Raw genomic sequence first — 12,167 nt, 5'->3', positions numbered from 1 at the left:
TATACACCTCTCTCGTTTTTCTTTATAGTAGCATACTCTTATGCCAAGCTTTTGTAGACGTTGGCCATTTCGATCGCCGTGATAGCCGCTTCTGCTCCTTTGTTCCCTGCTTTCGTGCCCGCCCGTTCAATTGCTTGCTCGATGGATTCTGTTGTCAACACACCAAAGACCGTTGGAATACCGGACTGCAAACTGACAGCCGATACGCCTTTTGCCACTTCTGCACAGACATAATCAAAGTGTGGTGTAGCACCTCGAATGACTGTCCCAAGCGTGATGACTGCGTCGTAATTCCCGCTATCCGCTAACTTTTTCGCTGCAAGCGGAATCTCAAATGCTCCGGGTACCCACAGAATCGTGATGTCTTCTTCTTTTACTCCGTGACGACGTAATACATCTTCTGCCCCGCCTAATAGTTTGCTCGTAATGAACTCATTAAATCGTGCCACAACGATGGCTACTTTTAAATCCGTTCCAACTAAATGTCCTTCGATAATCTGTTTCATGAAAATTCCTCCTGTAGGTGTAAGATAGTGTCCAGCTTTTGTTGGTTCGTTTTCAGATAAGCTTGCAGATGTTCAATTGAAATTAGCACCAGTCCATGTTTGTCAGCTAATCCTTCAAGCTCCGGACGTCGTGCCATCGTGCCATCCGGATTCATAATTTCACAAATAATGCCGACTGGCGCTGCCCCACATAGTGTTGCGAGGTCTACGGCTGCTTCTGTGTGACCAGGTCGCTCTAACACGCCACCCGGTTTTGCAATCAGCGGAAAGATATGGCCTGGACGCACAAAATCACTAGCTTTCGTTGCAGGATCTGCAAGCAGTTTGAGTGTCTCTGCGCGCTCGTGTGCACTGATTCCAGTCGTGGATTTCACAGAATCGATGCTGACAGTGAATGCCGTGCCATACGGATCTTTATTAGTAGCAATCATCGGTGGAAGCTCAAGACGCTCTGCCAGCTCCTTTGATACAGGTGCACAGACAAGGCCTCTTCCTTCTGTCACCATAAAGTTGATGAGTTCCGGTGTCGCATAGTCTGCTAATGCTAAAAAGTCGCCTTCGTTTTCACGGTCCTCGTCATCGACCACGATGATCGGACGCCCTTTTTTCAGTTCTTCTAACGCCACTTTGATTACTTGCATGTCCATTCCTCCTCACGCATAACCGTTCTCTTGCAGAAAACTGTGCGTCATCGTTGATTTTTTTGGACGTTCTTGTTGCGCTGCGCCAAGGACATATTTTCCGAGGACATCAAACTCCAGGTTGACGAGATCGCCTGGTTGTTTTGTGTGTAAAATGGTTTGTTCGGCCGTATGTGGAATCAACGAGATCATGAGAGTATCTGCTGTGAGACCGAAAATGGTCAAGGATACCCCGTCCACGCTAATGGACCCTTTCATAATGACGTAGTTCCGGAAAGACTCCGGGAACTGAACCGTGATCTGCAATGCATTTTGGTTCATCTGCCGGTTTATGATTTCTCCAACAGCGTCGCAGTGACCGGTTACGAAATGTCCACCGAACCGACCATTCGCTGCCATGGCTCGTTCTAGGTTTACGCTTTGGCCTCGGTTCAATCGACCGATTGTTGTGGCTGCATATGTTTCTGGCATGACATCGACTGTAAACTGATGGTTTGTGAATCGCGTAACCGTCAGACAGACTCCATTGATGGCAATGCTGTCCCCCAACTGGACGTCAGTCAGGATTTTTTCAGCAGAAATCGTCAGTTCCATGGCCTCGCCTGTCTTTTTGATGGAAAGGACTGCGCCAAGTTCTTCGATGATGCCTGTGAACATTCGTGTGCCTCCTTTACATATTTAGTTGTGTACACCTAAGAAGGTGCTTGTCCATATTGAAAAAAATTAAAAGTGTGTGAAAGTGTGCTCTGAATTGAGCATAATGCGAATGGGATTGTATCCACCCCGGGGTCGTCGGGTGGTGAGAGAAGGATGGTTGTGAAGGATGGTTTGTCTGCATAGTTCTTCTGGTAAAGAGAATTCAAGTTTCATGTCATCATAATCGTTCATCATAACCTCCTTGTTGTTTGACTTGTTTTTGTCATGCACAAAAATACCCCCACCTTTTGAAAGGTGAGGGAGAAAAAAGCAGCACAAAAAAGCGTTTAAAATCGGTTGATTTTGAAACGTTGTGTTTTCCTTCTCCCATCCAGACTTTTACTGTCGGCTTTGGAGTTTCACCAAATCCACCGCTTTCTTTTCACAGAAACCGGGTCACGGACTAAGAGGCCATGCCTCATCACCGCCGGTTGGGAATTGCACCCGACCCCGAAGGAAATCCTATTCACGCCCTTACTATACCAAAATCAGATTTGTCTGTATACAGAGAGGTTATTTGACACTATCTCTTTTTTTCAAACTAGTCTTTGATTGAATAATTTTCAAAACGATTAAAATCACTACGAAAAACAGGAAGGAAAACCCTGCGTACATTAGCGCTGATCCTAAAGGATAGTTTACTGCATAGTCTAATTGCGCCTCTTTCATTTGTTGTTCTGTTAGTAAATGAAAGTCCTGAATTGGAATGAGTAATGCACGCAGAAAGAATCCAATGATCAGTAGCATCAAAGCGATAGTTGCTGTAGTGACAAGTGTGCTTTTTTTAAACAGAACTTGCATAGACTCGCCTCATTTCTCCAATGTTCATAAGGATTTAAAAGAATATAAATTCTATTTAGGAATTTGAAATTCGGTAGCTAGAGTGTAGTCTTCTAGTTCATTGTTAACATCAAAAAGAACCCGGTAATCGCCGGCATCTAATTCTCCGTAAATCCCTCTCCAGTCAATCGCCATGTCTGTACAGGAATTCTTATCTGTACCTAGCCCTTCGTCCGTAAAAGCGAATCTTCCTCCGACAACATCGTTCACCACATACCAGCCCCCCTCAATCTTTCGTTCAAGAGAGAAGGATCCGTTGTAGCCAACAGAATGTTCAGCACCATTGATGAGATGAAGTGTTAACCCACTTGGAGTCAGTGTGTCGTCGAGAACTTCAAGGCTGACCTCATCCAAAGTGTTCACTTCAGTCACATCTGATTTCACTTGTTTTGTTGGCGGCACGTAAGAGGAGCAACCAGTTAGTAGGCTGAGAAGAAGAACAAAAAGCAGTAGACTATGCCGCATCCTCATCTTTCCTTTCTGGTTTAGAGCGTAGTTTGACTAAAGCGACGCAAATTTGCAATCTAGCGTCGATTCGGACAATTCTAGCGACGAAAACGCCAGTTTCAGCGATGAAAGCGAGCATTCGCTTATCTACAGCGACGAATATCTCCAATCCAGCGTCGATTCCGACAATTCTAGCGTCGAAAACGCCAGTTCCAGCGACGAAAGAATTATTTCACTGGCGGAGAATAGAAAATACGCATAGTAATCCGTTCATCCATGGCAACTTACTTTAAGCGCTCCTCATTGGCCTCCCAATACCGTTCCAACTCACGTGCAACTTGTTTCGTCTGAAACCCTTCCAGTCGTCGCTTCCCAATATTCTCAAACGCGACTTCATCTTCGATTTGAATATACGTGCGATCAATCTTTCGGAAGACATACATATTGCCTTCATACTCACCACTGCGAAAATTATCTAAAGTAATGAAATCATAAAGAGTTTTGTATGTTTCCGCATCCATTAGTTCATCTTCAAATACTTGCTCCAAGTAGTTCATCGGCTTCCTCCTATCGAATCACCTTTCGAATCTCATCTGCATCTTTTGCAGAAATCTTATATACTTCCTCGTAATTCACTGTATAAGTCACTAATGCTTCTTCCCCTTCTTCCCCTAACCACAGATGCAGTGGATGACTTGGAAGACCATTTTGATACTCGACCATCAAATCATACTCTGGTGTAGCTTCTGGAAGTACGCCACTCTGCAACTTGGCATTTCGCAGAGCTGCTTCTAGAACGGCAATCTGCTCTACCTCTTCGATAGCTACTACACTTTCTTCATTGTTCAGGCCAAGCCCCGTAGATTTCGAAACTCTTATGGTCTCAATTTTCTCGTCGAGGAGTGCAAGACGTTCTCCTCCTGCTTGATACATTGCGTACGTCGCAACAGCTACAACTCCCGCGGCCACTAATGCCCCTAGCAATTTCTTGTTCATAGTTTTCACCTTTTCTCTTTAGACGTTATTAATCTAGAGGATGTTACTTGGAAGCCCTTCTTTTTATTTACAGGAACTCTCACTTTCTTCATACTACTAGATAGCAGGAAGAGAAGAAATACTTTTCACAGAACGGAGCGGTAACATGACAACTTATGTACGACTAGCAGCATCTCAATTAGAGATGGCAGCCGAGTGGTTGGCAAACATCAATAGCCAAACGACGTCTCATTCCGGTTATTGCGGCACTTCAAAAGAAGAGATTTTAGAGAGTTTACATGAAGATTTTGTTGAAGGCGAGTTGACATCACTGGTTGCGGAGCTTGAAGGCGAGACAATCGTCGGGTTGATTGGATTTGATTACGAGGAGGATTTTGCGGAAGTGTGGGGACCCTTTATCCTATCTTCTAATCCAAAAGAAACTCTAGCCTTATGGAATTTCGCTACGAATGAATTTCCGCAGCTTCAAACATTTTCGTTTTTCATACATAAGGACAACAGAACGCAACAAGAATTCATGGACACACTTCAAGCAACACTTCGCGGAAAGCATTTGTATTACAGACTTCATCAACTGACCAAGACCGCATCACACAAATTAACTTTCGAGATATATTCCAATCAGGACGTTCAGGAATTTGTGGAACTCCATGACACTGAGTTTCCTGATACGTATTATGATGCCAAAACGATTCTGGAGCGTTCCCTTCAACAAGGCCATACACTCTACTTCGCTTATTTCGAGAAGAGCTTTGTCGGGTATTCCTATTTCGAGGAAGGAACAGACTCTATTCATTTAGAATATTTCGCTCTCAATTCAGGTTATCGCGGGCAAGGTCTTGGGGAAGAATTACTGCGCGTGACTCTTGATCAAGTCACCTCTGCGGGGAAATTAGCTTCGGTAACATTGACTGTAGATTTATTAAATAATGCAGCCAATCCTTTATACGAAAAAGTTGGATTTCAAGTTGAGAACGAGCTTTGGCATTACAGGCTATAAATTAAATAATTCTTCTATTATTCCCAATATATTCATGATACAGTTGTAAGAAAGTGAGAGACAAAGGGGAGTATATATGAAGAATTTAATACGCGGAATTGTGCTTTTTGGAGCGGGCACTATTTTGATGAGCGCGACTTTGCTTGCTGCTACAATCTACGCAACGAGTACTGAATCATGGTCAGGAAATTCTAAAGTGGGCTCTGTCTTATTCGGTGGTAGTTATGTAGATTCAGAGCCACTTTTATTAGGATTTCCGTTTGTCGTAGGTGTCTTATTATTTGTTTTCGGAGCTACAATTATTTTCATGCAGTGGTACAAAGAATGGTTAAAAGAAGCTGATGTAAAGCTTGAGCTTGAGAAATTGAAAGCTGCAGCACCTCATAAAAGTTAGGATTCCCTGACTTTTATGAGGTTTTAACTCACCGTCCGCCGATCAAACTGAAACAGTGCCAATAAACTCATACTTCCCACGTAAGTTGGAAGAGCAACAATCATCGACACATCGAGCCACTCACCAACCGGTTTAGAAAAATCACCGAGAACGGCAAAATAGATAATCGTGACAAGGACAGCTCCAAATCCTAACGTCGTAGCGGACAATTGCCATTTTTCTCTTGCGAGGAACGTAAAACTGATTACAGAGAAGAGTAACGCTGCTGCTACACATATATACCAAATCATCATCTGTGTGCCATTCGTGGAATCCATATTTCCAAGCATCACATTACTAAATAGAGCACCAACGCTACCTAGTATCACGAAATTTATAATAGCCCAGACTTTTCTCTTCAAATACAAAAAAATAATGGGACTTGCCACAGCAAGTAGCAATGAAAAAACTATAAGTGTATCCGTCACGCTTCTCCCTCCCCCCTGGTCAATCCGGCTTCAAAAATTTATACGACAGCCATATACCTACAGCTGTCAGTACTACTCCAAGCACTACTAATCCTATCAGTAAATTTCCTATAACCATCTTCCCCACTCCTTTCTACTACATACGAAATAAATTGGTAATTAGTTTCATATAAATCAAATTTTACATACGCGCAATCATTAATGATATGTGAAAGATGAAATTCACTGGCGAATTGTACATTATAAATGTACATTTATTGAATATAATATGTACACATGATAAAATGGAGGTGAAAGTAATTGAGACGGGAGGAGAAAAAGATGGCAGCTACAACTGGTTCTATTGATGTGAAGCAAATAGAAAAAGAATTACCAAATCGAAATCGTCTAATCGCTTCAGAACTCCGCTACAGTAAAAAATGGCAGGCACTATTGGACCAATATGCTACTGTTGAAATTATGTTAAACGGAGAAACTGTTGCACAATTGAGTAATCCTACTGTCATTCCCGCTCTACTTAATCGAATTTACGAATTAGAAAATGAATTAGAGCAATTACTGGTTGAACAACTATATGCAGAGCGCTTAAATGAAACAGATCGCAAATCTGGTGATGAGTTAAAGCAAGGGGCTGAAGACATACTGCTCCACTACATTGACTCTGGAAAAACTGAATGAATATAAATACAACTCTAGTCAAAGATGCTATCGCTCAAATTTCAGCGATTCCTAAACTCTATATGGATCCACAACATTTAGTCCTTGATTTGTTAGCACTTACTAGTGTAGAAAGTTTTGATAGAGATGAAAAATTCTCCTCTGTTATTCGAACATTAATTCACTCTTTGGAAATAATTTAAAAATTCCCAACTCTGGATCATCGGTTTCGGTCACAGGTACTTACCATCTGACATTTACGAGAAAATTAGAAGCACTAAAAGACACGCACCTTACTAGTTGCTCTTCAAAGAGAAACTTATACACTTTATAAAAGAGGCCCGGTGAAATTTTTTCACTGGGCCTCCTTCCATCATTTATTGATTCTAACTCGCATAGACTCAACCTTTTTTAAGAAATATATAAGACAACAAGAGTCCTCCAACAATTGTTACTACACAAGGGATTAATAACCACATCAACATACTTCCCATAGTCATGCCGCCTCTCATTTTAAATTTCTTTGTGAGAAATTAATTACGAGTTATTTATCAAAGCACTTACCTTTTGAGTGTTATCTTTACTCCCATCACTATCATAACAATACCTGTTACTATACCGATTCCGATTAGACCAAAGATTAGAATATCTGCCATACATTAATGCCTCCTTCTTACTACATAGATAGCTCTTCAAACTTTAATTAAGTATCTTGGCTTTACGTCAAATCTATAAACTTCTTATCATACGAAGCGCGCGTGTGAAAATCTGCTCGCCATTCTTCAACTAAATCTTCACGTCCAGCATATCGAAACACATTTAATATGTTTTGGAGTACTTTATGATACTCGAATTCCTTCTCTTTGACCAACTGCAACGCCATATCATAGCCAGTAGCAGCACTTGGCGCATCCCCTTTTTCCTTGAAGCGACTTGCCATATAAATCAATAGATCCGCTTTGGCAGGATTGGAAAGCCAACTTGCATCCAGCTCAGCAGTCACATATGGGAATAGTTCATCTAAACGGTCCTGCTTCACCAGTCGATCCGTCTGCTTTCGGACCTTTTTTAACATTTTCTCTTGGTACCGGGAATACTTGATTTTTTCAATCCATTTCATTGTGAATACCCTCGCTTCTAACTTCCTACATTGTACTACGAGTATAAATTAAAATCGTTTCATTTGTATGTATTGATTAATCGATTATAATCGATTACTATTGATTATAATATAAGTAATCAATTAGTGAGGTGATTGGCTTTGAAATTCGAAGAATCATTAACATTAGAATTTAAAAGAGAATTAACAGAAGGAATAAAAAAAGAAATTATTGCCTTTGCAAATACCTCTGGCGGAGATTTATATATAGGAGTAGACGATGATGGATCAGTAGTTGGATTAGATAACCCCAAAAGAATTTTAGAAGATGTTTCAAACATTGTACATGATAGTATACAACCAGACATACTGATGCATACAACATTATCAATAGAAACAATTGATGACAAAGATGTAGTCAAAATTTCAGTTAGTGTAGGTAGTAGACGACCTTATCATTTAAAAGGTAAGGGTCTCCGCCCTTCAGGAGTTTTTATTCGCTATGGGACATCAGTAACAAATGCATCTGAAGAAAACATTCGTCAAATGATTATTGAAACTGACGGCACAAACTTTGAAACCATGAGGAGCATGGAGCAAGATTTGACATTTACGGATGCAGAAGCAATATTCAAAAAAAATGGACTAAGCTTACTAGAATCCAACATGCGCACATTGGGAATCATAAATGCTGAAGGTTATTATACCAACGTTGGTTTGTTACTCTCGGACCAATGTGAACACACAATTAAATGTGCTCGTTATGTAGGGGTGGACAAATTAGAGTTTCAAGATAGAAAGGAATTTACTGGATCGCTATTGAAACAGATTGAATCTGCTTTTGAGTACCTCTCTCTACACAATGAAAAAAACTCTGCATTCAAGGGACTTCAAAGAGTTGAACAGGAGAGCTACCCTTCATATGCATTACGTGAAGCATTGATTAATGCAGCCACACACAGAGATTATAGTTTTTCTAGCAGCACACTAATCCATATATTCACAAATCGAATCGAACTAGTTTCAGTTGGTGGTTTAGTAAAAGGTTTGACTCAAGAAGATATTGAACTTGGGATTTCTCAAAGTAGAAACACAAAACTAGCGAACATTCTTTATCGCTTAAAATGGATTGAAAGTTATGGAACTGGTCTACAAAGGATTCTGGAAAGTTATAGTAAAAATAGCGTTCAACCATTTTGGTCAATTGGCCCAAACTCGTTTGTTGTTACACTCCCTAAAAAGGATCAGACTACAAGAGATGAAATTGATGAAAGCTTAAATAACTTTTTAGAAAGCAAGTCCTCATTCACTGCTAAAGATTTAGAAATAGCCCTTAACAAAAGTAAATCTTCTGTTAGAAAGTTATTAGCGGAATTAGTTAACCAAAATATTATTAATCGGATTGGCAATGGTCCAGCAACTCGTTACAAAAAAAGCCATTGATTGAACCTACTCCTCCATCATGTTAGGGTAAAGATATGCAACCTTCCAAAAATAAGGAGGTGGATTTTATGCCTGTCTGCCAAACATGCGGCCACACCTGGAGTCTTGGCGAAACACTAAAGCGCTCGTTTTCGATTTGGCCCGCTATGAAATGCCCGAATTGCGAAAGGGATCAATTCATCACAGCAAAGTCTCGGAAACGTTCAGCTATAGTTTCCGGTCTAAGTATCGCACTTGTCATGCTGTTTAATATTTTCTTTGGTCCTACAGCGTACACATTCGTACTGTTCGGTTTAGTTCTACTAGTGGTTATGATCACATATCTGCGGATGATTAAGCTTTCGAATACCGAAGAGCATATGTTTTAACAGGCACAGACATCATTTCTTCTGTGCTTGTTTTTTTATTAAATTTGCTAAAAACCGTTCCACATCACTCGGTTTTCTGAAATGCACGACGCGCTTATCCGATGGAAGTTCGCGCAACCGATTGATAATATGCGGCGTTTTTTGCTCAGGAAATTTCCAAATGTATTTGAAGAACTCAAGATCAAAATGTTCAGGGCACCCTTCCGCCATATCCGGTCGCACGGTGTTGCGGTACTTCATCACTCGTTTTGCTGCTCGCGTGATGCAAAGTAGCCGTGGGAAATCAAAAAAGAGAATAGTGTCTGCTTCTTCCATTCGCTTAGAAAGCGTTCCCCCATAATTCCCGTCGATGATCCACTCATCCTTTTCAAAAATCTCATCTTGAAGTCGTATCTGCTCGTCCCTTGATACTTCTTCCCACCCTGCTCGCCAATTCAGTTGGTCGAGATGATAAACCGGAATGGAGAGTATTTCCGTAAGCTCTCGGGATAGGGTGGACTTCCCTGCTCCACTCGAACCGATCAATGCTATCTTTTTCATACTGCCACCTCCACTTAGTAAATAACTTGAAAAAAGCGTTATCCTGCTCTATACTCGAACTAACTTACTAGAAGGGATGATGAATGGTCAATGATTTCTTAATTCTATTTTTTCACGTTAAAATGTATACGCATTTTTACGAAAAGATAGGATGAGTCTGACCATTTATAATCCTTTACGGCTTCGTAAAGTTTATTTATGTTCGTATACTTTTCCTTCCACGACTTCGTGGGAGGTTTTTTTGTAGAATGCGTGTGCATGCAACTCGATTAGTAGGAGGTTTTTTGCATGCCGATAGAACTTAGACACGTAACGTTTGCCTATGATTTACTAGATGCACCATTATTTAAAGATGTTTCATTGACTCTGGACACATCTTGGAAGCTTGGCCTTGTTGGACGAAACGGACGGGGAAAGACGACTTTGCTCAAGCTTCTCATGAACAAACTTGACTATCAAGGAGAGGTACTCACGGATCACGAATTCGTCTACTTCCCGTTGACGATTTTACAACCCGACCTTCCCGTTTACTTTGCAATTGATGAGGTCTTTCCTACTGAACAATGGAAGCTTGAGCGGGAATGTCATTTACTTGGAATGGACAAAGATATTTTGTGGCAGCCTTTTTCTCAACTCTCCGGCGGCGAACAAACACGTGTGATGCTTGCTGCGTTGTTTTGTGAAGAAAATCGATTCGCTCTGCTAGATGAACCGACAAATCACTTGGACATTCGAGGAAGACACCATCTTGCTTCGTACTTGAGTAAAAAAAGTGGCTATATTGTCATCAGTCATGACCGGAAATTTTTAAATGCTGTGATTGATCATGTGCTCGCAATTGAGCGTAGCCAAGTCATCCTCTACAAAGGTGACTTTTCAACGTACGAGACACAGAAGACACAGCAAGATCAGTTCGAACTTGAAAAAAACCATTCGCTGAAGTCTGAGATTGCGCGAATTGAAAAATCAGCGCGTGAGAAAATAGACTGGGGGCTGGAACGAGAAAAACCTTCAGGCAATGACCCGTTTGGTAATGCGATTGCAAAACGTATGATGAAACGAGGAAAAGCGATTCAGCAACGGACGAATGAAAAAATCGAAGAGAAAAAAACTTTACTGAAGAATATCGAAAAAGTCGATGATTTGACCATTCAAGTCATGAAATCTCATCGAAATCCAGTGGTGCGTGTGAAGGAATTGACTTTGTCCTATGATGGAACCCCCTTGTTCGAGCCAATTTCGTTTGAACTCTATCAAGGTGAACAAATCGCAGTGGTCGGAGCAAATGGTTCAGGAAAAACTACGCTCATGAATTTTCTTCAAGGTTCTCCTGCTGAAGTGAAAGCAGAAGGAGAAATTCGTTTATCCGAGCACTTAGTGAAGAGTCATGTTTCTCAAACCACTTCCCACAAAGGTACGCTAAAAGAGTTCGCAGATTCGCACAAACTAGATTACACATTGTTCCTAAACAATTTACGTATTCTAGGCTTCACTCGCGATATTTTTTCAGTGCCCATCGAAGAAATGAGTGAAGGCCAAAAGAAAAAAGTTGAGTTTGCGAAGTCTCTCTGTACGCCTGCAGAACTCTACTTATGGGATGAGCCACTCAATTATTTGGACGTCTACAATCAGAACCAAATCGAGAAAATGATAGCTACTTATAAGCCTACCTTACTGTTTATTGAACATGACCAGGCCTTTGTCGAGCGAGTAGCTACCCGTATTATCAAACTTTAATATTTTTTTGATGTAACCCCTGGGGTTGTTTCATTAAGGGTGTTTATGAAGAAAGTATTCCCTATCATTTCCTTTATTTTTTTACTTCTTGGATACAGTATCCTTTTTTCTATGTCGCAAGAAAACGTATTGGCTAGCGTGCTTACATTCCACACAGCCGGTCAGCCATTTATAATCATTTTTATGATGTACAGTGTTATCGCGTTTATCTTTGCATTGCTAAGTACTAAAAACACTTATAAATTCGTACTTGTTTCCGCAAATGCACTACTTCTCATCGCTACAGGTTTACTAAGTTTTGTTGCTATTTTCGGTTTTCAGTCGCCTTGAAGCTTA

General features: G+C 40.8%; 18 protein-coding genes and 1 riboswitch. Of the genes, 8 read left to right on the top strand and 10 right to left on the bottom strand.

The annotated features are described in order from the left end of the window. Positions 1–38: 38 nt before the first annotated feature. From ribE (ACF3OH_RS02035) to ACF3OH_RS02015, 5 genes are all read right to left on the bottom strand, one after another. Complete coding sequence (ribE, locus tag ACF3OH_RS02035; protein WP_392455546.1) at positions 39–506, bottom strand: 6,7-dimethyl-8-ribityllumazine synthase; 468 nt, start codon at positions 504–506, stop codon at positions 39–41. Then, on the bottom strand, positions 503–1,147 hold the full coding sequence (gene ribB / locus ACF3OH_RS02030; protein WP_392455545.1) for a 3,4-dihydroxy-2-butanone-4-phosphate synthase: 645 nt from the start codon (positions 1,145–1,147) through the stop codon (positions 503–505). The genes ribE (ACF3OH_RS02035) and ribB overlap by 4 nt, the downstream gene beginning before the upstream one ends. A gap of 12 nt (positions 1,148–1,159) precedes the next feature. Then, a complete protein-coding gene (gene ribE, locus ACF3OH_RS02025) occupies positions 1,160–1,804 on the bottom strand; it encodes a riboflavin synthase (RefSeq protein WP_392455543.1) in 645 nt (214 codons plus the stop codon). A 354-nt stretch (positions 1,805–2,158) separates the two neighbouring features. Further along, positions 2,159–2,305: riboswitch (FMN riboswitch) on the bottom strand. 51 nt (positions 2,306–2,356) lie between these two features. Next, a complete protein-coding gene (locus tag ACF3OH_RS02020; RefSeq protein ID WP_392455542.1) occupies positions 2,357–2,644 on the bottom strand; it encodes a hypothetical protein in 288 nt (95 codons plus the stop codon). Positions 2,645–2,695: 51 nt separating this feature from the next. Further along, positions 2,696–3,085, bottom strand: coding sequence for an immunoglobulin-like domain-containing protein (locus tag ACF3OH_RS02015; protein ID WP_392455541.1), 390 nt, complete (start codon positions 3,083–3,085; stop codon positions 2,696–2,698). A 95-nt stretch (positions 3,086–3,180) separates the two neighbouring features. Here ACF3OH_RS02015 and ACF3OH_RS02010 point away from each other — a divergent pair, with 95 nt between their 5' ends. Further along, positions 3,181–3,423 carry a hypothetical protein gene (locus ACF3OH_RS02010; protein WP_392455540.1) on the top strand — a complete coding sequence of 81 codons (243 nt, stop codon included), beginning with the start codon at positions 3,181–3,183 and terminating at the stop codon, positions 3,421–3,423. Here ACF3OH_RS02010 and ACF3OH_RS02005 read toward each other — a convergent pair. Next, positions 3,415–3,687, bottom strand: coding sequence for a hypothetical protein (locus ACF3OH_RS02005; RefSeq protein WP_392455538.1), 273 nt, complete (start codon positions 3,685–3,687; stop codon positions 3,415–3,417). The genes ACF3OH_RS02010 and ACF3OH_RS02005 overlap by 9 nt on opposite strands. Positions 3,688–3,697: 10 nt before the next feature. Next, positions 3,698–4,126 (bottom strand): hypothetical protein, encoded by a 429-nt coding sequence (locus ACF3OH_RS02000; RefSeq protein ID WP_392455537.1) that lies wholly within the window; start codon positions 4,124–4,126, stop codon positions 3,698–3,700. 145 nt (positions 4,127–4,271) lie between these two features. Here ACF3OH_RS02000 and ACF3OH_RS01995 point away from each other — a divergent pair, with 145 nt between their 5' ends. Together ACF3OH_RS01995 and ACF3OH_RS01990 are read left to right on the top strand one after the other, a co-directional pair. Further along, entirely contained in the window at positions 4,272–5,126 is an 855-nt protein-coding gene (locus tag ACF3OH_RS01995) for a GNAT family N-acetyltransferase (RefSeq protein ID WP_392455535.1), read from the top strand. A 76-nt stretch (positions 5,127–5,202) separates the two neighbouring features. Then, positions 5,203–5,520 carry a hypothetical protein gene (locus tag ACF3OH_RS01990; RefSeq protein WP_392455534.1) on the top strand — a complete coding sequence of 106 codons (318 nt, stop codon included), beginning with the start codon at positions 5,203–5,205 and terminating at the stop codon, positions 5,518–5,520. A 23-nt stretch (positions 5,521–5,543) separates the two neighbouring features. Here the strand turns inward: ACF3OH_RS01990 and ACF3OH_RS01985 are convergent, their stop codons facing one another. After that, positions 5,544–5,987: a hypothetical protein gene (locus ACF3OH_RS01985; RefSeq protein WP_392455533.1), complete on the bottom strand. Its 444-nt coding sequence runs from the start codon at positions 5,985–5,987 to the stop codon at positions 5,544–5,546. A gap of 321 nt (positions 5,988–6,308) precedes the next feature. Between ACF3OH_RS01985 and ACF3OH_RS01980 the strand changes: the two genes are divergently transcribed. Continuing rightward, positions 6,309–6,665 carry a hypothetical protein gene (locus ACF3OH_RS01980; protein WP_392455532.1) on the top strand — a complete coding sequence of 119 codons (357 nt, stop codon included), beginning with the start codon at positions 6,309–6,311 and terminating at the stop codon, positions 6,663–6,665. Continuing rightward, a complete protein-coding gene (locus tag ACF3OH_RS01975; protein WP_392455531.1) occupies positions 6,662–6,847 on the top strand; it encodes a hypothetical protein in 186 nt (61 codons plus the stop codon). The genes ACF3OH_RS01980 and ACF3OH_RS01975 overlap by 4 nt, the downstream gene beginning before the upstream one ends. A gap of 515 nt (positions 6,848–7,362) precedes the next feature. On the opposite strand, the gene ACF3OH_RS01970 is transcribed toward ACF3OH_RS01975, so the two are convergent. Then, positions 7,363–7,764, bottom strand: a complete 402-nt coding sequence (locus tag ACF3OH_RS01970; protein ID WP_392455530.1) for a hypothetical protein — start codon at positions 7,762–7,764, stop codon at positions 7,363–7,365. A 141-nt stretch (positions 7,765–7,905) separates the two neighbouring features. On the opposite strand from ACF3OH_RS01970, the gene ACF3OH_RS01965 reads away from it, so the two are divergent. Both ACF3OH_RS01965 and ACF3OH_RS01960 read left to right on the top strand, forming a co-directional pair. Continuing rightward, positions 7,906–9,186 carry an RNA-binding domain-containing protein gene (locus ACF3OH_RS01965; protein ID WP_239584909.1) on the top strand — a complete coding sequence of 427 codons (1,281 nt, stop codon included), beginning with the start codon at positions 7,906–7,908 and terminating at the stop codon, positions 9,184–9,186. A 68-nt stretch (positions 9,187–9,254) separates the two neighbouring features. Continuing rightward, a complete protein-coding gene (locus tag ACF3OH_RS01960; protein WP_392455528.1) occupies positions 9,255–9,554 on the top strand; it encodes a TIGR04104 family putative zinc finger protein in 300 nt (99 codons plus the stop codon). A 12-nt stretch (positions 9,555–9,566) separates the two neighbouring features. On the opposite strand, the gene ACF3OH_RS01955 is transcribed toward ACF3OH_RS01960, so the two are convergent. Continuing rightward, positions 9,567–10,094 carry a DNA topology modulation protein gene (locus ACF3OH_RS01955; protein ID WP_392455527.1) on the bottom strand — a complete coding sequence of 176 codons (528 nt, stop codon included), beginning with the start codon at positions 10,092–10,094 and terminating at the stop codon, positions 9,567–9,569. 288 nt (positions 10,095–10,382) lie between these two features. Between ACF3OH_RS01955 and abc-f the strand changes: the two genes are divergently transcribed. Continuing rightward, positions 10,383–11,831 (top strand): ribosomal protection-like ABC-F family protein, encoded by a 1,449-nt coding sequence (gene abc-f / locus ACF3OH_RS01950; protein WP_392455526.1) that lies wholly within the window; start codon positions 10,383–10,385, stop codon positions 11,829–11,831. Positions 11,832–12,167 lie beyond the last annotated feature (336 nt).

Source organism: Chryseomicrobium aureum (genome assembly GCF_043182735.1).
GTDB lineage: Bacteria > Bacillota > Bacilli > Bacillales_A > Planococcaceae > Chryseomicrobium > Chryseomicrobium aureum.
The sequence above is the reverse complement of the archived record's forward strand: the minus strand, read 5'-3'. Positions and strand labels throughout refer to the sequence as shown.